The 22282-nt window shown below is 36.6% G+C and carries 23 protein-coding genes; 21 read left to right on the forward strand and 2 right to left on the reverse strand.

The window, feature by feature from the left end; all coding sequences use genetic code 11:
- Positions 1-37 precede the first annotated feature (37 nt).
- The 6 genes from UGRO018_RS15365 to UGRO018_RS15390 all read left to right on the forward strand — a co-directional run bounded on the left by UGRO018_RS15365 (position 38) and on the right by UGRO018_RS15390 (position 6343).
- Complete coding sequence (locus tag UGRO018_RS15365) at positions 38-307, forward strand: ACT domain-containing protein (RefSeq protein ID WP_416327385.1); 270 nt, start codon at positions 38-40, stop codon at positions 305-307.
- A gap of 12 nt (positions 308-319) precedes the next feature.
- Positions 320-1678: a PFL family protein gene (locus UGRO018_RS15370; protein ID WP_416327386.1), complete on the forward strand. Its 1359-nt coding sequence runs from the start codon at positions 320-322 to the stop codon at positions 1676-1678.
- Between the two features lie 217 nt (positions 1679-1895).
- Positions 1896-2600 carry an ABC transporter ATP-binding protein gene (locus tag UGRO018_RS15375; protein WP_416327387.1) on the forward strand — a complete coding sequence of 235 codons (705 nt, stop codon included), beginning with the start codon at positions 1896-1898 and terminating at the stop codon, positions 2598-2600.
- 8 nt (positions 2601-2608) lie between these two features.
- Positions 2609-3529 (forward strand): SufB/SufD family protein, encoded by a 921-nt coding sequence (locus tag UGRO018_RS15380; RefSeq protein ID WP_416327388.1) that lies wholly within the window; start codon positions 2609-2611, stop codon positions 3527-3529.
- A 104-nt stretch (positions 3530-3633) separates the two neighbouring features.
- The gene (locus UGRO018_RS15385; protein WP_416327389.1) at positions 3634-5724 is read left to right on the forward strand and encodes a PTS sugar transporter subunit IIC/EAL domain-containing protein; all 2091 of its coding nucleotides are present in this window, start codon (positions 3634-3636) and stop codon (positions 5722-5724) included.
- 1 nt (position 5725) lies between these two features.
- Complete coding sequence (locus tag UGRO018_RS15390; RefSeq protein WP_416327390.1) at positions 5726-6343, forward strand: thermonuclease family protein; 618 nt, start codon at positions 5726-5728, stop codon at positions 6341-6343.
- 114 nt (positions 6344-6457) lie between these two features.
- Here the strand turns inward: UGRO018_RS15390 and UGRO018_RS15395 are convergent, their stop codons facing one another.
- Positions 6458-7657 (reverse strand): FprA family A-type flavoprotein, encoded by a 1200-nt coding sequence (locus UGRO018_RS15395; RefSeq protein WP_416327391.1) that lies wholly within the window; start codon positions 7655-7657, stop codon positions 6458-6460.
- A gap of 202 nt (positions 7658-7859) precedes the next feature.
- Here UGRO018_RS15395 and nagA point away from each other — a divergent pair, with 202 nt between their 5' ends.
- The 13 genes from nagA to guaA all read left to right on the forward strand — a co-directional run bounded on the left by nagA (position 7860) and on the right by guaA (position 19900).
- Positions 7860-8999, forward strand: coding sequence for an N-acetylglucosamine-6-phosphate deacetylase (nagA, locus tag UGRO018_RS15400; RefSeq protein ID WP_416327392.1), 1140 nt, complete (start codon positions 7860-7862; stop codon positions 8997-8999).
- Positions 9000-9098: 99 nt separating this feature from the next.
- Positions 9099-9890: a Cof-type HAD-IIB family hydrolase gene (locus tag UGRO018_RS15405; RefSeq protein WP_416327393.1), complete on the forward strand. Its 792-nt coding sequence runs from the start codon at positions 9099-9101 to the stop codon at positions 9888-9890.
- Between the two features lie 13 nt (positions 9891-9903).
- Positions 9904-10764: an aldose 1-epimerase family protein gene (locus tag UGRO018_RS15410; protein WP_416327394.1), complete on the forward strand. Its 861-nt coding sequence runs from the start codon at positions 9904-9906 to the stop codon at positions 10762-10764.
- Complete coding sequence (locus UGRO018_RS15415) at positions 10764-11033, forward strand: GNAT family N-acetyltransferase (protein WP_416327395.1); 270 nt, start codon at positions 10764-10766, stop codon at positions 11031-11033. The genes UGRO018_RS15410 and UGRO018_RS15415 overlap by 1 nt, the downstream gene beginning before the upstream one ends.
- Positions 11034-11170: 137 nt before the next feature.
- Positions 11171-11890, forward strand: a complete 720-nt coding sequence (nagB, locus tag UGRO018_RS15420) for a glucosamine-6-phosphate deaminase (RefSeq protein ID WP_416327396.1) — start codon at positions 11171-11173, stop codon at positions 11888-11890.
- 80 nt (positions 11891-11970) lie between these two features.
- Complete coding sequence (locus UGRO018_RS15425; RefSeq protein WP_416327397.1) at positions 11971-12828, forward strand: Cof-type HAD-IIB family hydrolase; 858 nt, start codon at positions 11971-11973, stop codon at positions 12826-12828.
- 69 nt (positions 12829-12897) lie between these two features.
- The gene (locus tag UGRO018_RS15430) at positions 12898-13347 is read left to right on the forward strand and encodes an RNA polymerase sigma factor (protein ID WP_416327398.1); all 450 of its coding nucleotides are present in this window, start codon (positions 12898-12900) and stop codon (positions 13345-13347) included.
- Between the two features lie 28 nt (positions 13348-13375).
- Entirely contained in the window at positions 13376-13954 is a 579-nt protein-coding gene (locus UGRO018_RS15435; protein WP_416327399.1) for a hypothetical protein, read from the forward strand.
- A gap of 218 nt (positions 13955-14172) precedes the next feature.
- On the forward strand, positions 14173-14673 hold the full coding sequence (locus UGRO018_RS15440) for a GyrI-like domain-containing protein (protein WP_416327400.1): 501 nt from the start codon (positions 14173-14175) through the stop codon (positions 14671-14673).
- Positions 14674-14969: 296 nt separating this feature from the next.
- Entirely contained in the window at positions 14970-16139 is a 1170-nt protein-coding gene (locus tag UGRO018_RS15445) for an aminotransferase class I/II-fold pyridoxal phosphate-dependent enzyme (RefSeq protein ID WP_416327401.1), read from the forward strand.
- Positions 16132-16728, forward strand: a complete 597-nt coding sequence (locus UGRO018_RS15450; protein WP_416327402.1) for a Type 1 glutamine amidotransferase-like domain-containing protein — start codon at positions 16132-16134, stop codon at positions 16726-16728. The genes UGRO018_RS15445 and UGRO018_RS15450 overlap by 8 nt, the downstream gene beginning before the upstream one ends.
- A gap of 194 nt (positions 16729-16922) precedes the next feature.
- Positions 16923-18257 carry an NCS2 family permease gene (locus tag UGRO018_RS15455; protein ID WP_416327403.1) on the forward strand — a complete coding sequence of 445 codons (1335 nt, stop codon included), beginning with the start codon at positions 16923-16925 and terminating at the stop codon, positions 18255-18257.
- A gap of 101 nt (positions 18258-18358) precedes the next feature.
- On the forward strand, positions 18359-19900 hold the full coding sequence (gene guaA / locus UGRO018_RS15460; protein WP_416327404.1) for a glutamine-hydrolyzing GMP synthase: 1542 nt from the start codon (positions 18359-18361) through the stop codon (positions 19898-19900).
- A gap of 103 nt (positions 19901-20003) precedes the next feature.
- On the opposite strand, the gene UGRO018_RS15465 is transcribed toward guaA, so the two are convergent.
- Complete coding sequence (locus UGRO018_RS15465; protein ID WP_416327405.1) at positions 20004-20483, reverse strand: helix-turn-helix domain-containing protein; 480 nt, start codon at positions 20481-20483, stop codon at positions 20004-20006.
- A 144-nt stretch (positions 20484-20627) separates the two neighbouring features.
- On the opposite strand from UGRO018_RS15465, the gene UGRO018_RS15470 reads away from it, so the two are divergent.
- Both UGRO018_RS15470 and UGRO018_RS15475 read left to right on the forward strand, forming a co-directional pair.
- On the forward strand, positions 20628-20957 hold the full coding sequence (locus UGRO018_RS15470) for a plasmid mobilization protein (RefSeq protein WP_416327406.1): 330 nt from the start codon (positions 20628-20630) through the stop codon (positions 20955-20957).
- The gene (locus UGRO018_RS15475; protein WP_416327407.1) at positions 20950-21948 is read left to right on the forward strand and encodes an AAA family ATPase; all 999 of its coding nucleotides are present in this window, start codon (positions 20950-20952) and stop codon (positions 21946-21948) included. The genes UGRO018_RS15470 and UGRO018_RS15475 overlap by 8 nt, the downstream gene beginning before the upstream one ends.
- Positions 21949-22282 lie beyond the last annotated feature (334 nt).

A 22282-nucleotide genomic window follows, 5' to 3' on the forward strand; every position in this document is an offset into this window, starting at 1 on the left:
AGTATAATATTAGGTAATCTGAACAGGAGGAAAGAGAATGAGAGCAGTGATTAGTGTTATCGGAAAAGATATGGTAGGTATTTTGGCTAAGGTCAGTACCGAGTGTGAAAAAGCAAATATGAACGTGATCGAGGTATCACAGACATTACTACAGGATATGTTTGCCATGATCATGTTGATCGATATTACAAATGGCAATACTTCATTGGCTGAGTTTGCGAGCCATATGGAGGAAAAAGGTAAAGAATTTGGAATGATCATCCATGTTATGCATGAAGATATCTTTAATGCAATGCATAAGATTTAGAGGTAGTCTGATATGATGAATGTACATGAAATATTAGAAACCATCAAGATGATCGATGAGGAATATCTTGATGTTCGTACAATTACAATGGGAATTTCTTTATTGGATTGTGCGGATAGCGATATTGATAAGTCTTGTGAAAAGATTTATAACAAGATTACACGTCTTGCGAAAGACCTTGTTAAGACCGGGGATGACATTTCTAGAGAATATGGAATTCCTATCATTAATAAGCGAATTAGTGTTACACCAATCTCCATGTTAGTGGCTGTCAGCGGTGGAGATCCAGTGAAATATGCATTGACATTAGAGCGTTGTGCGCAAGCTGTTGGTGTGAATTTTATTGGTGGTTACTCTGCGCTCGTACAAAAAGGATGTGCTGCAGGTGATCGTGAATTAATGGAAAGCATTCCAAGAGCATTGTCCGTAACAGAACATGTTTGTGCTTCTGTTAATATTGGTTCTACAAAGGCCGGTATCAATATGAATGCGGTAGAGTTGATGGGGCGCATGGTCAAAGAAGCTGCAGAACTAACAAAAGATAACAATTGTCTTGGTGCAGCTAAGCTAGTTGTTTTCTGTAATGCTCCAGATGATAATCCATTCATGGCCGGTGCATTTCATGGCGTAGGGGAAGCAGATTGTGTCATTAATGTCGGAGTAAGTGGTCCTGGTGTTGTACGTGCGGCATTGGCAAAGGCTCCTAAAGATATTCCGATGAATGAACTAGCAGATATTATTAAGAAAACAGCGTTTAAGATTACTCGAATGGGGCAATTGGTAGGTTCTCTTGCAAGTGAACGTTTAGGCGTACCATTTGGTATTGTAGACCTGTCTTTGGCACCAACACCGGCAATCGGTGATAGTGTTGCTTATATCTTAGAAGAAATGGGATTAGAAAGCTGTGGTGCATATGGTACTACTGCATGTCTTGCGATGCTGAATGACGCTGTAAAAAAAGGTGGCGTTATGGCTAGTAGTAACGTCGGTGGTTTATCTGGTGCCTTTATTCCTGTTAGTGAAGATGCAGGCATGATTGCCGCAGCGAAAAACGGAACGCTTTGTTTAGAAAAACTAGAGGCAATGACAGCTGTTTGTTCTGTAGGATTAGATATGATCGTGATTCCTGGAGAAACAAAACCGGAGATTATTTCCGGTATCATTGCAGATGAAGCAGCAATCGGTATGGTGAATTCCAAGACAACAGCGGTTCGTGTGATACCTGCAATCGGTAAAAAGGTTGGCGAAGAATTAGAGTTCGGTGGATTGCTTGGTAGTGGTCCTGTTATGAATATCAATCAAACAGATTGTTCTGTTATGATTCATCGTAAAGGTAAAATTCCGGCTCCGATCCAAAGTTTGAAAAATTAAAAATCAAGCTCTTAAAATGATGTCATATTGTTTTAAGAGTTTTTTTGTTTATGAGTAAATTCTATGTGGTAACAGAAATAGATAATATGATTAAAATGTAAAGATTTGTTTTCATGGCTGTCTGATGTCGAGGAATGATGATTCCTGTTAGAAAAGATTATATATTTTCCATGTTTTGTGATACAATAAAATGCGTATGGTAAAAGGAGAGAAGGATATGTTAGAATTACAACATCTGTCTTTTGAGGTTGATGGAAAAAAGATAGTAAATGATATAAATTTGATGATTCCAGATCATTGCTTTACTGTGATTACAGGACCAAATGGCGGTGGTAAATCAACATTAGCGAAATTGATCATGGGTATAGAGCTACCTACATCAGGAAAGATCCTTTTGGATGGTGTAGATATTACAAATAAAACGATTGAAGAACGTGCGAAAATGAATATAGGATATGCGTTTCAGCAACCTCCTCGTTTTAAAGGGATGAGTGTACAACGTTTATTAACATTGGCGCATGGAAAGCATATGAGTAAGGAAGAATGCTGTGAAATATTAAGTAGTGTTGGACTATGTGCCAATGATTATATCGACCGTGATGTTGATGGCTCCTTATCCGGAGGCGAAGTGAAACGTATTGAAATCGCTAGTCTGCTTGCAAGGGAGTTGCGTCTTTCTATTTTTGATGAACCGGAAGCTGGTATCGATTTATGGAGCTTTGCGAAACTGGTTGAGACTTTTCAACAATTACAGGAACAACATAGACAATCGATTATTCTTATTTCGCATCAGGAGAGAATTATGCAATTGGCAGATGAAATTGTCATCCTCGAAAATGGAAAAATGAAGCGAAAGGGTAGCAGAGATGAAATTTTACCATCACTGATGGACGAATTTGATTCCTGCGCATATAAAAAGTAGGTGATCGCATGGAACAGATGGAAAAAGAGCTATTAAAGACAATTGCGGATATTAGTGGATTTATGCCGGGAAGCGCATTTAATTTGCGTAAAAATGGGGAAGGTGTAGAACGTCATTCTACGCCTAATGTTAAAATTGTCACAAAGGTCGATCAACCGGGCATTGATATTATCGTCAAGGCTCATACCGTTGGTGAAAGTGTACATATCCCTGTTATATTAACAGAAGCAGGAATACATGATATGGTATATAATGACTTTTATATTGAAGAAGGTGCAGATGTAGAAATTATTGCCGGTTGTGGAATACATAATGATGGTTGTGATACTAGTGAACATGATGGAATTCATACCTTTCATATTGGGAAAAATGCGAAAATCAGATATGTGGAAAAGCATTATGGAGAGGGTGATGGTAGTGGAAAACGTATTTTAAATCCTACCACTGTTATTCATATGGAAGAAAATTCTTATGCGCAAATGGATATGAGTCAGATCAAGGGCGTGGATAGTACCTTTCGAAAAACAGAAGCCAATCTAGGAGCAGGTGCAAAGCTTGTCATCAATGAAAAACTGATGACACATGGGAAGCAAACAGCACATAGCGATGTGACGGTAAATTTAAATGGTGAGGATAGTGTCGTACAGATCGTTTCAAGGTCTGTAGGAAAAGATGCTTCTATTCAGGTATTCCATCCGATCGCAGTGGGAAATAATAAGTCTAGGGCGCATATTCAATGTGATTCTATTATCATGGACCAAGCAAAGATCAGTTCTATACCGGAAATAGCAGCCAATCATGTAGATGCACAGATCATTCATGAGGCAGCCATAGGAAAGATAAATAACGATCAATTGATCAAACTTCAAACATTAGGTTTGACCAGTGAGGAAGCAGAGAAAGAAATTGTGGATGGCTTTCTGAAATAATTGATATAAGGTGCTTGAGGAAGGCACCTTTTCCATGTGATAATGTTCTTTTTATTATCGATCATTTATGATAAAATAAAATAAGAAAAAGGGGTAAAAAGGTTATGTCTGCGAAAAAGAAAAATCATTTTAAAAATTCGATTTATGTACTTGCCATTCGACATGGTCTGATGTTGGCAATACCATTTTTGATATTGGGTGCTTTTTCTTTATTGCTTTCCAGTTTTCCTATTGATGGGTATCAGCAATTTTTAATGAATTTTCACCATGGGGCATTAACTTCTGTTTTTACTACCCTTTATGATGTTACCTTAGGTTCTATTGCTTTGTTACTGATCATCACGATCAGCTACTCCTTTGGTAGATTGAGTTGTGATGATAATATCTTTTTTTATCCAGTAACTTCATTGGTGTCTTATACAGCTTTTTGCGGAGGAATTCAGCAAGAAAGCTATATTTTCGGACCTGAATGGGTGTTTAGTGCAATGGTCATTACCATTTTGTGCTGTTCTTTGTTTAAAAGAGGAATGAAGATCGGAAGAAAGTTGGAAAAACTACATACGGCGGGAGCTGATTATTTATTTAATCAAGCAATTCAAGCAATCTTTCCGGTTATCATCATAGCATTGATGTTTGCGATAGCAGGAGGAGCACTAAGAGCTGTTTTAGGGGATATCAATATTACAAATTTTGGTTCTTATCTATTCTTGAAAATATTCAGTAAAGTGGGAAAGGGATTGTTTGGAGCCTTGTTGTATGTTTTCTTTGTCCATTTTCTGTGGTTCTTCGGAATCCATGGAACGAATACTTTGGAAATGATTGCGCAACAGGTGTTAGAACCTGCCATTGGTATCAATCAGAACTTGATAGGTAATGGTTTTATGCCAACGGAAATATTTTCTAAAACTTTCCTTGATACATTTGCGTTTATCGGAGGATGTGGGGCAACACTATGCTTTATCATTGCGATCTTTATTTCAGCTAGAAAAAGTCATAATAGAAAATTAGCTAAGGTAGCTGGAATATCTGTACTATTTAATATCAATGAAATCGTTATTTTTGGTTTTCCTATCATATTTAATCCAATGATGCTCATTCCTTTTGTATTAACACCAATTGTATTAACATTGATCAGTGCTTTTGTCACAAGTATAGGAATGGTGCCAATGGTAAGCGAAACGGTTCAGTGGACTGTGCCGATTTTTTTAAGCGGGTATACAGCAACAGGATCAATTTCAGGTAGTATCCTTCAACTATTTAATTTGTTATTAGGTATTTTGATCTATATGCCGTTTGTGAAAATATGTGAGGATCGTCAAAGCAAAGACTTTACATCATCTATTCATCACATGGCGAAGGATATGGCAAAGGGGGAAGCAATTGGTATGATTCCGTTGTTTTTATCTGATGGTTATGAATATCATTTTGATGCTCGAACCTTAGTATCTGATTTGCGTAATGCAATGAAACGTCATCAGCTTGAATTATTTTATCAGGTACAGATGGATCAAAAGGGAGAGCTTTACGGCGCAGAAGCGTTGCTTCGGTGGAATCATCCTGTTGCGGACTATGTTTCTCCACCTTTGATGATTGCTTTGGCACATGAAGACGGCTTTTTAAATGAACTAGGCTACTATATCATTGAAAAAGCATGTAAGGATATCAAGACCTTTGAAGCTAATCATATGAAACTTCAGATTTCTATCAATATTTCAGCTAAGCAGTTAGAGGATGAGCATTTTGTGGACAATGTTTTGAAGTTGTTGGAAAAATATCAGATAACGAAACAATTTGTGACCTTTGAAGTTACGGAGCAATCTCTTTTAAATACTTCAGATTTGATCATCGATCGTATTCAGACGTTAAGAAGTAAAGGAATTGAAATGAGTATGGATGATTTCGGAATGGGGCATAGTTCTATGATGTATTTACAAGAAAATGCATTTGATGAGGTTAAATTGGATGGTAGTTTGGTACGTCATATCTCTGATAATGAGCGTTCAAAGAAAATTATCATGGGTGTAATTGAAATGGCCAGAAAGCTAAATTATCATGTTGTTGCGGAATTTGTAGAAACCAAAGAACAGCTGAACATCTTAAAGGAGCTAGGTTGTGATATTTATCAGGGTTATTATTATGGTAAAGCAATGAAGGTACAGGATTTTATGAATGAATATCAAAGAGTGGAGAATTAGGATGAAGAAAAAACTATTATTGACATTGATCTTATTTTTGTTTGTATGTTTACCGATACAGGCGAACACGAAAAAAACAGTCACATTATCAAAATGTACAGATGGAGATACTGCACATTTTATGGTCGATGGGAAGGATACTACGGTACGTTTTTTGGCTGTGAATGCTCCAGAATATACCAAAGAAAAAGAGTTTTATGGGAAAGAAGCAAGTGAATATGTTTGTGATCGATTAACCAAAGCCAAACAAATCGAATTGGAATATGATGAAGGCAGTGATCGAACTGACAAATACGGAAGAGATCTGGCATGGATCTTCGTAGATGGAACATTATTGGAAAAGGATTTGGTAAAGCAAGGCTATGCGGAAGTAAAATATATTTATGGTGATTATGCCTATACAGATGAATTAAAAGCGTTAGAAAAAGAGGCAAAAGCACAAAAGCTCGGTATGTGGAGCGATAATCAGACAGCCTCTCAACAGGAAGAAGAGCTACCTTACATGATGAGTGCAATTGGTGGTGTGATTCTGATCTTAGCCAGTACTTTTTTCGTAAAAGGTAAACGAAATAAGAAGAAACTCATCAAACAGGGTATCAAACAAATCAAGCGTAAATAAAAAATGCTGTCTAGATCATATTTGATCAGACAGCTTCTTTTCATTTGTTATATTAGATATCAAAGAATATAAAATCAAGAGGTCAAGTATCTTTTTAGGATAATGACGAGTGATTTAACTATGCTTGATTTCTTCAGCGAGTTGTTTTCCTAGTTCCATCAAAGCATCTAAATCCTGCTCACTAGGTGTATAATTTTGCGCTAATACTTGGTCATTCAATAATGGGATGCCCGCTGTTTCCAATCTTTTATTGATTTCTTTTGTTACTCCATTGAACCATCCATAAGATCCAAAGCCAAGGCCTTTTTTTCCTTTGATCTTACAACTTGCTAGTTTTTCAAGAAAACCTGAGATATTGGTGGCCATGACATTGTTGTAGCAACCACTTCCAACAAGGATAGCTTTTGCGTCTATTAATTCCTTCATGATAACTGCAGGAGATGTCATAGAATATTTGAATACTTTCACACAGATACCATTTCTTCCCATACCTTCAGCAAGTGCTTCTGCCATTTCTTGCGTATGCTTCCAGACACTCTCATAAACGATAACTGCTTTGTCTGTACTTTTGAAGGTCGCAAAGCCTTCATAAGCCGCTAACATCTCTTGAATATAGGTTCTCCAAATAACACCATGTGCTGGAGCAATCATATCAATTTCAATTCCCATATCCTTGATCTGTTTCAATTTATTTGCTACCTGTGTTCCATAAGGCATTACGATATTGGCGTAGTAATCTTTCGCACGATCTAAGCATTTATCTAAGCCATGCGCATCATCAAAAATATCATAACTTGCAATATGCTGACCAAAAGCATCATTACTAAAAGCGATTTTTTGTTCCTTTACATACGTCAGCATGTTATCCGGCCAATGAATCAAAGGCATTTCCACAAACGTTAATGTTTGCTTTCCAATGCATAAGGTATCACCTGTTTTAACCTTACGATAATCATAATCTTTAAAATACTGTTTTAACATGATGCCGACACCGGCATTGGATGCATAAGGATGAGCATTTGGATATGCTTGCATAAATTTCACAAAACCACCAGAATGATCTGGCTCTGCATGTTGACAAATGACATTGTGAATTGGCTGATCACCTATTACACTGTGAATACGCTCCATCATAATATCAAAAAATTCTTCCTCGACGGTATCGATAAGGGTAATTTCTTCATCTACGATCAAGTAGGCATTGTATGTAGTACCTTCTGTGATGGGAAAGATATCGCCATGGAAATGACGACAGTTAAAGTCATGTACTCCCACCCAATACATATTCTCCTTTATTTGAATTGCTTGCTTCATTGTATCACCTCTAATTCTTAATTGTAATTGGATATCCATAATTTGTCTACTATTTTGATTTTTTAATGGAATTTCTATGGAAATTTGTATTTATTAACGAAAATGGTGCAGGAATTAAAAAAAGGAAAGCGTTCCCGTTTAAAAATAAGCAAATGGGGAGTATAATAAATACAGAAAGAAATATCTAAAGGAGGTTAATCGAATGATTATTCAAAGTAAAAGAGTTTGGGTATTGGGGCAGTTTATCGAAGCACAACTAGAGGTAGAAAACGGTAAGATCGTAAATATTTTATCCTATGGTGCTAAAACTGCGGATAAAGATTATGGAGACAAGAGAATCGTTCCGGGATTCATTGACATTCATACACATGGTGCATATGGTTTTGATACCAATGATGCCGAAGAGGAAGGACTTCGTAACTGGATGAAGCATATTCCTGAAGAAGGTGTTACAGCAATTTGTCCAACTACCATCACACAGACAGAAGAGGTATTGACAAAAGCAGTTGCTAATGTTGCGAAGGTTGTGGAAGATGGCTATGAAGGTGCTGAAATTTTAGGAATTCACTTTGAAGGACCATATCTTGATATGGTATACAAAGGAGCACAGCCAGAACAATGTATCGTTAAACCGGATGTAGAACAGTTTAAACGTTATCAAGAAGCAGCACATGGATTGATCAAGGTCATTACCATGGCTACAGAAAAAGATGAAGATTTTAAATTAACAAAATATTGTGCGGAAAACGGTGTAGTTGTTAGTATCGGACATTCTGCAGCAACCTATGAGGAAGCAAGTATGGCTGTTGCGAATGGCGCTAAATCTATGACCCATATCTTTAATGGTATGACACCATTTCACCACAGAAAACCAGGTTTGGTAGGTGCTGCAATGCGTTTCAGAGATGTATTCGGTGAAGTTATTTGTGATGGTAATCACTCTACACCAGCAGCATTGAATGATTTATTCATGGCAAAGGGTCGTGATTATACGATAATGGTTACGGATGCCTTAATGGTGAAAGGTTTGCCTGTTGGCACAAAAGTATTATTCGGTGGAAATGAAATCGAATTATATCCTGATGGAAGTGCACATTTGGTAGAGGCTAAGAGTCTTGCCGGATCAACATTAAAGGTAAACCAGGGCTTGAAGGTACTTGTGGAAAAGGCTATGATTCCATTTGATTATGCCATCAATTCTTGTACCTTGAATCCTGCACGTTTATTAGGTATTGATGATCGTAAGGGTAAATTAGTCGCAGGTTATGATGCAGATATCGTTGTATTAAATGATGATTATTCTGTAGAAATGACATACTTAAAAGGTAAAGAAGCCTTTTAAATAAAAGCAAGAAAGCAGTGAATCACTGCTTTTTTTGCTTGTAAGGATTGATTTCAATCATAGAATCACGTATCCTTATAGGTAATGAGGAGGTATGTTATGAAAGATAAGATCAAAGCAATCTTTTTTGATGTGGATGGAACCTTATATAGTCATAGAATTCATGATCTTCCAACATCTGCTAAAAAGACATTACTGAAGTTAAAAGAAAATGGTTACCAGATTGGAATATCAACGAGTAGATGTCGTTATGAAACCAAAAATCTTCCATTATTCTTTCGTGAATTTCCATTTGATGCAGCTTTCTATGATGGAGGCGCATTGGTCATGCAACAGGAAAAGGTTTTAAAGAAATCACCGATTCCTTTATCGGCGATGGAAAAATTGTTACATCTTGCGAAAATAGAAAACATGCCACTTCGATATGCTACCATGCATGGCGATTATTTTGCTTATCCTTGTGATGCCAATATCAAAGATAACTTTTTTAAATTGTATTTAAATATGCCGGTATTAAAAATGTATGAAGGAGAAGAAGTATTCAATATGCTTGCATATCCCAACACCAGAAAGCAAATAGAAGCTATTAAGGAATTACAAGATGAAATCAGTATCATTACTCATGGTGGTAATACATTAGAAATCACAGCACATCATATCAATAAAAGTGAAGGTATCAAAGTTATGGCAGAACACTGGGGCATAGCTTTGGAAGAAATCGCTTGTTTTGGCGACGGATACAATGATATTGAGATGTTAAAAAATGCAGGTCTGGGAATTGCGATGGGAAATGCCAAAGAAGAAGTCAAACAGGCCGCAGATCTGGTTTGTGATGGAATCGATCATGATGGCATTTATAAAATATGTAAAGAATTAGAGTTCATATCATAAAGGAGGACATATCATGAAATTAGAAAATGAGCGCTATGTAGTAACCTTTACCACAAAAGGTGGAGAAATTGAAAGTTTTACAGATAAGCAAACAGGAATCCAATATATGTGGCAAGGAGATCCTGAATTTTGGAGTGGAAAAAATCCTACTTTATTTCCTTTGGTAGGAAATACCTATGATAAGACCTATGAAATTGACGGTAAAACATATGAAATGAAAAATCATGGATTGATTCGCTACGCTACTTTGAAGGAAAAAGCGAATACTCAAGATGAGGTAGTCATGGAGTTGGATAGCGATGAGGAAACTTTGGCGAGATATCCTTTTCCTTTCCATTACGAAATTGCATATACATTGAAAGGGAATACCTTAACGATTGTTTATCATATCACCAATACAGGAGAAAAGGATATGCCATTTACGTTTGGGTTGCATCCAGGTTTCTGTTGTCCACTTTGCGAAAACGAGACCTTTGAAGATTATAAATTGGTATTTTCCAATCCTGAACATTTAAAACAATTGGTATTTGATCCGGAAAAGAAAAAACCTTATGAAATCAAAGAGGTAGACCTACAGGAAATTCCATGTGATTATGATATGATCGAGCAATATGCTACTTTGGTTTATGAAGGAGCAAAAAGTGCTCATGTTACCTTACAAGGAAAAGAACATGGGGTTCGTGTTTCTTTGGTTGGCTATCCTTATGTAGCTTTCTGGACAGCAAAGAAGGGTGCTCCGTTTATTTGTTTGGAACCTTGGTATGGTCATGCGGATTTCAGTGAGGTTGCAGAGGATTTCTATCACAGAGAAGGCACGATGATCTTATCTTCTAAAAAGAGCTTTACGACATCTTATACCATCGAGGTGTTCTAATGGATTTTCAATATGAAGCACATAGAATCTATCTCATGAATGAATCTGAAGAGCTTCTTGCAGAAATTACCTTTCCAATGAAACAAGATCATGTGGAAATCGATCACACCTATGTGTCAGATCGAATGCGTGGACAAGGGGTTGCTTCTTTGCTTGTGGAAGAGGCTGTTTCTAAAATACGTAGGAATGGTTGGAAATGTATTCCAACCTGTTCTTATGCGAAGGATTGGTTTGAGCGTCATGAAGAAGCACAGGATGTATTGGTTTAAAAAATGATTAGAATTTGGAAGATTGATGATGAATGTCAGAGAAGTTCACAAAATCTTCCTTTTTCTATATTGGTTGATTGAAAAGCCTAGCATAAAGGGGTATAATAAGCATGTGTAATATTAGGAGGAGAAAACAAATGAAAGTAATCGTAGTTAAGAATTATGATGAAGTTAGTAAAGAAGCATTCAATGTAATGAAGGAAGTCGTTACATCTAATCCAAATGCAGTATTAGGTCTTGCAACAGGTTCTAGTCCAATTGGTTTATATGAGAATATGATCAAAGACCACAAAGAAAATGGTACAAGCTATGCTGGATGCCAGTCTTTCAACTTAGATGAATATGTAGGAATCGATCGTAATCACTCTCAGTCATATTGGACTTTTATGCATGAAAATCTATTCCATGGCATTGATTTACCAGAAGAAAAGGTACATGTTCCTTATGGAAATACAAAAGAAGATTGCGAAGCATATGAAAAAGCAATGGAAAATGTAAGTGTGGATGTACAGGTATTAGGTATTGGCGGAAATGGTCACATTGGTTTTAATGAACCAGGAACTCCATTTACAGAAGAAACTCATATCGTTGAATTGACAGAGAAAACACGTCAAGATAATGCACGTTTCTTTGAGGATGATATCAATAAGGTTCCAACACATGCAATTACAATGGGAATCGCAACAATTATGAAGGCGAAAAAAATCTTATTGGTGGCAAGTGGTGCAAATAAGGCAGATGCAGTTGCTGCTATGGTGAATGGACCTGTAGATGAAAACTGTCCTGCTTCTGTATTACAGAATCACAATGATGTTGTAGTTATTGTAGATGAAGCTGCAGCAGCTAAATTAAAATAAGCAAGAGAGTAAACCTTTGGGTTTACTTTTTCTTTGATTTCATTATAATAGAGCTGTATAGAAAAGGGATAAGGTAAGGTATGGCAATTAAATTAATCGCATTAGATTTGGATGGAACACTTCTGACATCGCAGAAGACCATTGATAAAGAAACCAAAGAACGTCTGTTTAGAGCACAGGATAGAGGAATTTCAATCGTGATTGCTACTGGTAGAGATAAAGGTGGTATTGACTTTGTTAGTGAACCATTACAATTGGCAACTAGGGGAAAGAACTATGTAGCCGGTGTCAATGGACAGATTATTTATGATTTTCATCATAAGGAATACAGTGTGGATAAGGTATTTGATGGCAATGATGCCAAAAGAGTCATGAAACTGGCAGAGAAGATGAATTTTGAAGTAATCAGTTGTTGTGGATATGATCATTTTGATTATGTCAAACCATTTTTAAAATTTTTGAAAAAGGCCAGAAGCATCATCAAAGGAAAGCCGATGGATTATGGGTTTCATCAGGGAAAACGTAGATTCATACCAGTAAATCGTCCGGATTTTGAAATCACAAGTGATGTGAATAAGTTTGTATTGATACAAACAGCTAAATACTTTAAAAAAAATCTGCCAGTGATTCGTAAAGAATTAAAAGATTTTGAAATATTGGAGGTAGGTCCTGCTTGGATCGAAATTATGCCGAAAGGTGTCAGTAAGGGGAATGCATTGTTGAACATCGGCAAACAGCATGGAATTACACCAGATGAAATGATGGCATTTGGGGATGCAGAAAATGATATGAGCATGTTTCAAGCAGTAAAATACGGTATTGCTATGGGAAATGCAATGGATTCCTTAAAAGCAATTGCTTATGATGTTACAGATACCAATGATGCTTGTGGAATCGCTAAAGCTTTGGATAAATACATATTTGCGAAAGAAGATTAACTATCTTCTTTTTTTTGAAACTTTTTTATGTTTGATAAAGTATGATTAGTGTAAGGGAGGTAAGACTGGATGAAACACCTGTGCACGAGTGAGGAGGCCAGTGAAATCATAGCACAGTATGCAGATACCATTTATCACTTTGCATTGGCACTAACCAGGCAAAAGGATGTAGCGGATGATGTGTTTCAAGAGGTGTTTTTACGATATGCGAAACGCAAACCAACTTTTGAAAATGATCAGCATGCAAGGGCATGGTTTTTCACTGTGACCAGAAATTGTAGTAAATCACATTATATGTCTGCATTCCTTCGCCATACTACACCATTCATTGATGATATACCTATGCTACAGAAAAAAGAAAATGCGTTGTATTATTATGTGATGAAGCTACCTATGAAATATAGAATCGTCATTCATCTGTTTTATTATGAAGATATGAGTACACAAATGATTGCGAAACTCTTGCATAAAAAAGATGCTACTATTCGTACGCAACTGAAACGGGCAAGAGAACAATGAAAAGTCATGCTTAAAGGATGTGATATGGATGAACTCTTATAAAAAAATCAATCAGGATATTAAGGTAGAGGATTGTTTGAAACAACAGACAATCACTTTAATGACAAAAAGTACAAAATGCGATTGTAACAACAGAGTTAAATTAACCATAGGGATTGCTATTGTGTGTTTGATCATTTGTATCCCGTTGTTTCAACGAATGGAATCATATAAGAATGAGGGAAAGGTGAACAAAGATCAATCTTTGGTTCAGCAATTCGCTTCGACAGATCCTTTTGTATTTGATGATTATCTTGTAGATGAGGCAATCTCTTATGGTAAAACCGGAAATGGAATGGTATTAAAAGGTGGCTTTGAGAAAATGGATGATTGGCGTAAAGCTTATTTTGAACAGCTTTTGCCAAGAAAAGATGCATTGAGATTACCTAAATACATACAATGGATCAAGACGGAATTTATGGAAGTAAGGGATGAGCTTGAGAAACATTATCCTATGATCACCTATGTTTTCTCGTCTACAGATGATCATGATCAAGCACTGTCAATCAAAATTCAAGATGAGCAACTACCTCAAGTCAGGCACATCGTTATCAGTCTTATTTGTTGAAAATTAAGTGTGATGATGATCAAATGGACTGGTATGTAACCGCAAAAAAAGATGGTTTGTTATATGAAGTTATTGGTAAAAATATTTCTAAAAAAGACTTTTATATGTTTCTTCTTAGCTTTTTGATTTGATGACTTCTTCTTATGGTACGTATTTTAAGAGGACAAAGAAGTCTTTCTATCTTATGATAACAGTATGAAAAGATAGGAGGAAATACAATGACAGTACCATTTAGAATAGAGGAAAAGGAAAGCTTTCGTGCGATCGGCTTTGTGATTCATACAACGAATCAGAAAAAAGAAGGAAGGAAAGCAGTGCCTGCGCAATGGGAGACTTTTCACAAAGAACATCAGGAAGCAGTTTTAATGCCACTTATGAACCAAGAACCTAAGGGGTTGTTTGGTATCAGTGTGTATCAAATTGACGCTTCAGATTCTCGAAAATTTGCGCATTGGATCGCAGTATCTAGTGATGCTCCTGAAACTGAGGAATTAAAAGAAATCATCATTCCGGCCACAACATGGGCAATATTTCCATGTACCATGGATACCATAGGAAAAACGGAAGTACAGGCAATCACTAAATGGATCCCTAAGGCAGGGTATCAAGCATTGAATTCAGGTTATTTAACAGGAAGGATGAAGGCGGGTGCACCGGATATCGAGCATTATGGAGAGGATGGAACCGTTGAAGTTTGGATTGCAGTAAGAAAAAAATAAGAGGATAGGTTAGCGCTTATGTATGTTTTGGGAATAAAATAGTTAACGTAAAAGAAAGGGCATGCTTACTAAGGTTCGCATGTTCTTTTTGAAGGCAATGATGTATCTATGTGATGGGAAGATTGCTTTCTGTTTGGATGAAGCGAAAGTTGAGATGATAAATGAGAGTTGGATGAATTTGGGAGGACGCTGATAAAAGAAATCAAATCAGTGACTTTGAAGAAATAAAAGAAGGTGACCATTGTATCTATTTTAAATTTCTTTTATAATGTAGGAAAATGAAAAGAGTGATGACAATGGAATTTTCAAAAAGAATGAAACAACTTCATACCTCAGTATTTAATCGCTTGGATGAAGAAAAACAACGTTTTCTTGCGCAAGGGAAAGAAGTATATGACTTTACGATAGGAAGTCCTAACATTGCGCCGAGTCAAGAAATACAACAAGCATTGATCGAAGCAGCAAAAGATCCTGTATGTTATATGTATTCTTTGCATGATACAGATGAATTTCGTCATACCATAAGAGATTGGTATCAGAATCGTTATCAGGTGACACTGGATCCTCAAACTGAAATTTTATCTTTACAAGGTTCTCAAGAAGGGTTGGCTCATATTGCTTTGGCGATATGTGATCCTGGTGATATCGTCATGATACCAGCACCTTGTTATCCGATCTTTGCTAATGGCCCAAGAATCGCAGGAGCACAAATATATGAAATGCCAATGGAAAAAGAACACGATTTTTTAATTCAATTTGATGAAATACCGGAAGATATCGCAGAAAAAGCAAAGATGATGATCATTTCTTATCCAAACAATCCAACCGGAGCGACTGCACCTGATGATTTTTATGAAGAATTGATTCGATTTGCAAAAGCACATGATATCATTGTGTTGCATGATACAGCCTATAGCAATTTGGTATTCGATGGTGAAGAGGGCAAAAGCTTTTTGTTCTATGAGGGCGCAAAGGATATCGGTATTGAATTTAATTCTTTTTCAAAGACGTATGGTATGGCTGGAGCCAGAATCGGTATCTGTGTAGGTAATGCTACGATAGTAGAACAATTAAGAATATTAAAATCCAATATTGATTATGGTATGTTTTTACCGATTCAAAAGGCAGCGATTGCGGCTTTGACACAGGATCAAAGTTGTGTAGCACAAGCAAGAGAACAATATCAAAATAGAAGAGATATGCTGGTGAAAGGTTTTCGTGAAGCAGGTTGGATGGTAGATTCTCCAAAAGCAACCATGTTCATGTGGGCACAGATTCCTGATGGCTATGAGAATAGTGAGAGTTTTGCATTAGAGCTATTTCAAAAAACGGGAATTCTTGTAACACCTGGAACAGAATTTGGACGTTTGGGCGAGCGCTTTGTTCGTATTGCTTTGGTTCAAAGTGAAGAAGTTATTGAAAAAGCAATGCAAGTCATCGGTGAAAGTGGATTCTTTCATGCGTAAATGTTTTGTCGCTATTGGCGGTGGAAATGTACAGCAAAAGGAAACGTTATCGATCGATCAAAAAATCATTGAACTAAGTGGAAAATCACATCCGAAAGTTTTATTTTTTCCAACAGCCTCAAGAGATGATCAAGGTTATGGTAAACGTTTTAAACAATATTATCGAAGTTTGGGCTGTGAGGTCGATGCCATTCGTCTGCTTCATACATTAAAGAGCCATGTTGATTTTGAGAACGAATGGTTTGCTTATGATATTTGGTATTTTGGTGGCGGGGATACTGCTTTTTTGATGGAAACCATACGACAGATGGGAATTGATGATTTGATAGAACAGGCATATGAACAAGGAATTGTATTGGTGGGATACAGTGCAGGTGCCAATATGTTATTTTCATATGGTTATGCTGAGCAAGAAGGTAACTATGCGTTGGTTGAAGGAATTGGCTTATGTAAGAAGGTGTTTACTCCGCATTATCAAAAACGACCTTGGTTTAAGGAAGCCGTATATTCTATTTCTTTAACATCCATTGGTTGTAAGGATCAACAAGCGTATATCGAAGAAGATGAAAAAGGATATTTCTTTCCATGAGATATCTTTTTTTTATAGGGAACGGGTGTAATAATCAGATGATTTGAGATAAAATGCTGTAGTAAAATATATGATGAAGAACTTTTCTGAAAACCAGTAAAAAAATATTAAAAAATACGTTATAAAAATGGAAAAAAGGGAAGAATTATTTTATAATAAAAAAGTCCATTTTTTTGGGCAGAAAAGAGGTTATCATGTTAGAGAAAGTATTTAAACTGAAAGAAAAGCATACAAATGCTAAAACTGAAATCATTGCGGGAATCACGACTTTTTTGGCAATGGCGTATATCTTGGGGGTTAATCCTAATGTACTACAAGATGCAGGTATGGATCTTTCCTCTGTCTTTATGGCAACAGCATTGTCTGCAGGTATTGCATCTATCATCATGGGTCTAGTTGCAAATTATCCTGTTGCATTGGCACCGGGAATGGGTGTGAATGCTCTATTTGCGTATACAATTTGTGGACAAATGGGATTTAGCTGGCAAGCAGCATTGGCAGGTGTTTTTATATCCGGTGTTATTTTTATCGTAATTTCTGTAACAGGTATTCGTAAGATGATCATCAACTCTATACCAAAACAGTTGAAAATGGCAATTGGTGCAGGAATAGGATTTTTTATCGCTTTTGTTGGTTTAAAAAATGCAGGTATCGTTGTTGCAAGCGAGGCAACTGGTGTTGCTTTAGGTAATGTGAGTGAGCCAACTGTACTTTTAGCAATCTTCGGTATCCTGATCACGATTTTCCTAGTGATAAAAAAGGTACCAGCAGCAGTGTTCATCGGTATGGTGATTACCGCAATCGTTGGTATTATTTGTGGAACAGCATTCGGTATGGAGGGCATGCCAACACTTCCATCAAGTTTATTGGAAACAAATTTTGAAATGAATGCGACAGGTAGCTTTATGGAAGGCTTTGGGCAGTTGTTTTCAGATCCTGTAAAAGCTTTTGTTGCAATCTTCTCTTTCTTATTTGTGGATTTCTTTGATACAGCTGGTACTTTAGTGGCGATTGCAAATAAAATTGGTCTTGTGAATGAGCAAGGTGAATTAGAAAATGTGGAACGCGCTTTGGTTGCGGATGCACTAGGAACAGTAGCTGGTGCTGCTTTAGGTACTTCTACGGTTACTTCTTTCGTTGAATCATCTTCAGGAGTCGGTGTTGGTGGACGTACAGGATTGACTGCATGTACAACAGGTATGTTATTCTTTATTTCAGTACTTTTCGCTCCATTGGTATTATCGGCAGTAACCAATGCGGTAACAGCTCCTGCTTTGGTTGTTGTAGGTATTATGATGGCACAGCAATTAAAAGAAATCGATTGGGATGATATGGTCTACGCTACTGCTGGCTTTATTACCGTTGTAGCGATGATTCTGACTTATTCTATTTCTAATGGAATCGCATTTGGATTTATTGCTTATACCGTAGCGATGTGTGCTGCTGGTAAAGCAAAGGAAGTACATATTACGGTATGGTTGTTGATGGTGATTTTTGTGGTTTATTTTGCATTACCTCAATTCATGTAAAAAAATATTTAAAATTAAAGAAAAAAATGATATGATAGGTACGCAAAACCGATACTGATGTTTGTATAAGGTATCGGTTTCTTAGTTGAAGGAGGATGTAAATGGCTGATAAAATTATCGTATTGGACTTTGGTAGCCAGTATAACCAGTTAATTGCTCGTCGTATTCGTGAATTTGGTGTGTATTCAGAGCTTCATGCCAACACGATGACATTAGAGGAAATCAAAGCCTTAGGTGATGTTAAAGGAATCATCTTCAGTGGTGGTCCTAATAGTGTATATGACGAAGATGCGTTTAAATGTGATCCTGCAATCTTTGAAAGCGGACTTCCGATTTTGGGAATCTGTTATGGTATGCAGATGACACATTATATGAATGGTGGTAGTGTAAAGGCTTGTGAAGCGAAAGAGTATGGTCGTACAGAAATTACGATAGATACGGATTCCTTGTTGTTTAAGGGTTTACCAAGAAAACAAATCGTATGGATGAGTCATGGCGATCAGGTGGATGCTTTAGCGGATGGTTTTGTTAAGGATGCATTTAGTGATACTTGTACGTTTGCGGCTACGAGCAATGTGGAAAAAAATATATATACGTTACAGTTTCATCCAGAGGTTCGTCATACTGATTATGGAAATGACATTTTGCGTAACTTTGTGTTTGAAGTTTGTCATGCTGAAAATAATTGGTCCATGCATAACTTTATTGAAATGGAGATTGAAAAAATTCGGGCAACAGTTGGAAACGACAAGGTTCTGCTTGGATTAAGTGGTGGTGTGGATTCTTCTGTTGTTGCGGCTTTGTTGCATAAAGCGATTGGGGATCAGTTGATCTGCATGTTTATTGATCATGGATTGCTTCGTAAGGGCGAAGGTGAAAGTGTTATGGAAACCTTTGGTCGTGAAATGAACATTAATCTTGTGAAAATTGATGCAAAGGAACGGTTCTTAAGTAAGCTTGCTGGGGTGAGTGATCCTGAGCAGAAGCGTAAAATCATTGGAAATGAATTTGTTTACACCTTTGATGAAGAAGTGAAAAAGTTGACTAGTGGCGAGGATATCAAGTGGTTAGCGCAAGGAACTTTGTATACTGATGTGATCGAGTCAGGGACTAAAACAGCGCAAACGATCAAATCTCATCACAATGTCGGTGGATTGCCTGAGGATATGCAGTTCCAGTTGATAGAGCCATTGAATACCTTGTTTAAGGATGAGGTGCGTGCTCTTGGTACAGAGCTTGGGTTGCCGGATGAAATGGTTTGGAGACAGCCATTCCCAGGTCCTGGATTGGGTATTCGTATTTTAAGCGATATTACTGAGGAAAAGTTGGAAATCGTTCGTGAGTCTGATTATATTTTGCGTGAAGAAATACGTAAAGCAGGTTTGGAAAGAGATATTTGGCAGTATTTCACAGCGTTGACCAATATGCGTTCCGTTGGTGTTATGGGTGATCAAAGAACCTATGATTATGCTGTAGCGATTCGTGCGGTAACGTCAATTGATGGTATGACTGCGGATTGGGCGCAGATTCCTTATGATGTGTTAGGTGTTATTTCTAGCAGAATCGTAAATGAAGTAGCGCATGTGAATAGAGTGCTGTTGGATATTACGAGCAAGCCGCCGGGAACGATTGAGTTTGAATAGTGTGTTTAACTAAAAAGTGCCTTTTTCAGGGCACTTTTTTGCGTTTTGGGGCGTTTTTGATACCATTTTGATACCACAAGTCAAAATTGAACGATTCCTTTGACTATTTTTTAGACGGTTTACGGTTTAACATTAGATCAGAGTTTTCAGGGTAATTCAATTTCCAGTTCGTATATTCTTCACTGGTCATCTCGCCATTTGCTAGCTTTGCTTTACAAGCATACCAATCATCTAGCATTTCTTTTATGCTATGGTCGTAAATGGTAGGATCGTTATCAAGACGAAGAAATGGCATACTCTCTACCTTATCAACGGTTAAGCCAAATTGTTCTTCAAACTCAAAAAGGGTAAACATGAAACCATGATGATTTTCAATATCCGGTATCTTTAAAGCTTCAGGAGAAACTTCCAATATGTGAGCAATGCCATTGATGACATCCTCTTTCGGAGTACGTTTACCTGATTCATATTGGGCGATTCTGATATCAGCATTTCTTTCGGGATAGCCTAATCTCACTCCTAGTTCTTTTTGAGTGATACCACGAAGTGTTCTTACACGTTTAATTCTTGTACCTATTGGCATGCGATTGCTCCTTTCAATTCCTTTTTCAAACACATTATAACAAAGCAGAAAGTATTGATATTACCTACCGATATGCACATCTATTTCCATCCAAACAAGGCAAGATAGCAAATAGTTTAAATGTTGAGAGGAGAGAACTTGTTTATGAGTAGAAAAGTGTATGATACGCAAGGAAGGTGGCGAAACAAGATTGTCGCCTTCCGCATGTCACCTGAAGAGAATGTAATGCTTGATAAATTCGTTGCGATGTCAGGTTTGAACAAACAGGAGTATTTGATTCAAAGAGTTTTACAAAAAGATGTCATAGTAAAACCAAATCCTTATGTTCATAAATGCTTAGCAAAGCAATTACGTTATTTTATAGATCTGTTAGAAAATCAAAACTTTAATGAGATGAGTAATGATGATCAAGAAGTCATGAAGTATATGCTGAACATCATTTGTAAGCTAAATGGGGATGTTTTAGATGCCTGAGTATATCAATGGTAGTGAACTTATCAATATTGCTTCAGCAGGATGTGATGAGGTCATTCAAGATTTTCTTCCAGTTGGTGTAACGGTATTAGGGGCACCACAAAAGATTGGAAAAACATTCTTCTGTTTACAGTTAAGCAATGCAATCACAGATGAAGAAGAATTTCTTGGTCATACTGTGCAACAAGGGAGAGTGGTATATTGTGCTTTAGAAGATGCAAAGGAGAAAATAAAAAAGCGATATGAACAATTTGGGTGTCAAGCAAGTGAACAGATAGATTTTATCTTCAACGATAGCGTTCAGAAATTTAACATTGAACATGAACTAAATCACTTCACTTCAAAATATGAAAATATACGACTCTTTGTAATAGATACTTTTGCAAAAATGAGAGATAAAAATACAGAAGCAAAATATCTTTTAGAATATGATGAAGTGTCAAAAATTCATGCTTTAGCACTAAAATATCATATAGCGATTCTTCTTGTAACACATGTCAATAAACATATTGATTATCTGAATCCTTTTGATAGCATTTATGGTAGTCGGGGAGTGACTGCAGCAGCTGATGGTATGATGATTATGCTAAAAGCGCAGAATGATTTAGGTTTAAAAAATCTGTTTGTAATTGGTAAAGATATTCAAGAAAAAAAGTTATATTTAAAACAAGATCAACATTTAAAATATACCATAATTGACGATTTTGAAGATGGTCAAGAGGATGACGAGGATATTACAAAAGTTATTCACTTTATTGTAAGAAAAAAAGAGTATTTAGGTACTCATGAAGATTTAAGTGCAATTTTGAATTTGAAAATAACAGGTCGGAAATTATCAAGCAAGATAAGAAAATATAAATTCGTGTTTGATGATAATTTCATCATAATCAAATATCCACCAAGGAAAGCAAATGCAAGATTGATTGAAATGAAGTATATTGGTAATGACGATATGACGGTAGATAATCAGCATCAAAATGATACGTCATAATCGTCATACCGTCATGATGATAAGAAAACAAAAATGAGTGATTACTGTATTAGCAAGCAACGTAAGTTGGGGACAACTTACCCTAAATTTAGGGTGCCCCTAATACCCCAACGAAAGGAGAAGAATCATCATATGAGTAAAAAAAAGGAAATAAAAATTTGTTTAAATGATAGTGAATTAGCATTATTAAAAGTTATGTTACAAAGGCAGGTTATACTAGCCGAGAAAAATATATAAGAACAGTTCTATTGAATGGAGTATAAAGAAAGGAGCTAACGATGTTCGCCGATTTCTAAAGAGAACAGATAAAAAAGGCAAAAAAGCAGAAGTAAAA

The sequence above is a fragment of the Hoskinsella mucinilytica genome, assembly GCF_045223415.1.
GTDB lineage: Bacteria > Bacillota_I > Bacilli_A > Erysipelotrichales > Erysipelotrichaceae > Hoskinsella > Hoskinsella mucinilytica.

Excerpts from the sequence above, each read along its gene's own strand:
- UGRO018_RS15365 (WP_416327385.1), top strand. The coding sequence starts at position 38 with ATGAGAGCAGTGATTAGTGTTATCGGAAAAGATATGGTAGGTATTTTG.
- UGRO018_RS15370 (WP_416327386.1), top strand. The coding sequence starts at position 320 with ATGATGAATGTACATGAAATATTAGAAACCATCAAGATGATCGATGAG.
- UGRO018_RS15375 (WP_416327387.1), top strand. The coding sequence starts at position 1,896 with ATGTTAGAATTACAACATCTGTCTTTTGAGGTTGATGGAAAAAAGATA.
- UGRO018_RS15380 (WP_416327388.1), top strand. The coding sequence starts at position 2,609 with ATGGAACAGATGGAAAAAGAGCTATTAAAGACAATTGCGGATATTAGT.
- UGRO018_RS15385 (WP_416327389.1), top strand. The coding sequence starts at position 3,634 with ATGTCTGCGAAAAAGAAAAATCATTTTAAAAATTCGATTTATGTACTT.
- UGRO018_RS15390 (WP_416327390.1), top strand. The coding sequence starts at position 5,726 with ATGAAGAAAAAACTATTATTGACATTGATCTTATTTTTGTTTGTATGT.
- UGRO018_RS15395 (WP_416327391.1), bottom strand. The coding sequence starts at position 7,657 with ATGAAGCAAGCAATTCAAATAAAGGAGAATATGTATTGGGTGGGAGTA.
- nagA (WP_416327392.1), top strand. The coding sequence starts at position 7,860 with ATGATTATTCAAAGTAAAAGAGTTTGGGTATTGGGGCAGTTTATCGAA.
- UGRO018_RS15405 (WP_416327393.1), top strand. The coding sequence starts at position 9,099 with ATGAAAGATAAGATCAAAGCAATCTTTTTTGATGTGGATGGAACCTTA.
- UGRO018_RS15410 (WP_416327394.1), top strand. The coding sequence starts at position 9,904 with ATGAAATTAGAAAATGAGCGCTATGTAGTAACCTTTACCACAAAAGGT.
- UGRO018_RS15415 (WP_416327395.1), top strand. The coding sequence starts at position 10,764 with ATGGATTTTCAATATGAAGCACATAGAATCTATCTCATGAATGAATCT.
- nagB (WP_416327396.1), top strand. The coding sequence starts at position 11,171 with ATGAAAGTAATCGTAGTTAAGAATTATGATGAAGTTAGTAAAGAAGCA.
- UGRO018_RS15425 (WP_416327397.1), top strand. The coding sequence starts at position 11,971 with ATGGCAATTAAATTAATCGCATTAGATTTGGATGGAACACTTCTGACA.
- UGRO018_RS15430 (WP_416327398.1), top strand. The coding sequence starts at position 12,898 with ATGAAACACCTGTGCACGAGTGAGGAGGCCAGTGAAATCATAGCACAG.
- UGRO018_RS15435 (WP_416327399.1), top strand. The coding sequence starts at position 13,376 with ATGAACTCTTATAAAAAAATCAATCAGGATATTAAGGTAGAGGATTGT.
- UGRO018_RS15440 (WP_416327400.1), top strand. The coding sequence starts at position 14,173 with ATGACAGTACCATTTAGAATAGAGGAAAAGGAAAGCTTTCGTGCGATC.
- UGRO018_RS15445 (WP_416327401.1), top strand. The coding sequence starts at position 14,970 with ATGGAATTTTCAAAAAGAATGAAACAACTTCATACCTCAGTATTTAAT.
- UGRO018_RS15450 (WP_416327402.1), top strand. The coding sequence starts at position 16,132 with ATGCGTAAATGTTTTGTCGCTATTGGCGGTGGAAATGTACAGCAAAAG.
- UGRO018_RS15455 (WP_416327403.1), top strand. The coding sequence starts at position 16,923 with ATGTTAGAGAAAGTATTTAAACTGAAAGAAAAGCATACAAATGCTAAA.
- guaA (WP_416327404.1), top strand. The coding sequence starts at position 18,359 with ATGGCTGATAAAATTATCGTATTGGACTTTGGTAGCCAGTATAACCAG.
- UGRO018_RS15465 (WP_416327405.1), bottom strand. The coding sequence starts at position 20,483 with ATGCCAATAGGTACAAGAATTAAACGTGTAAGAACACTTCGTGGTATC.
- UGRO018_RS15470 (WP_416327406.1), top strand. The coding sequence starts at position 20,628 with ATGAGTAGAAAAGTGTATGATACGCAAGGAAGGTGGCGAAACAAGATT.
- UGRO018_RS15475 (WP_416327407.1), top strand. The coding sequence starts at position 20,950 with ATGCCTGAGTATATCAATGGTAGTGAACTTATCAATATTGCTTCAGCA.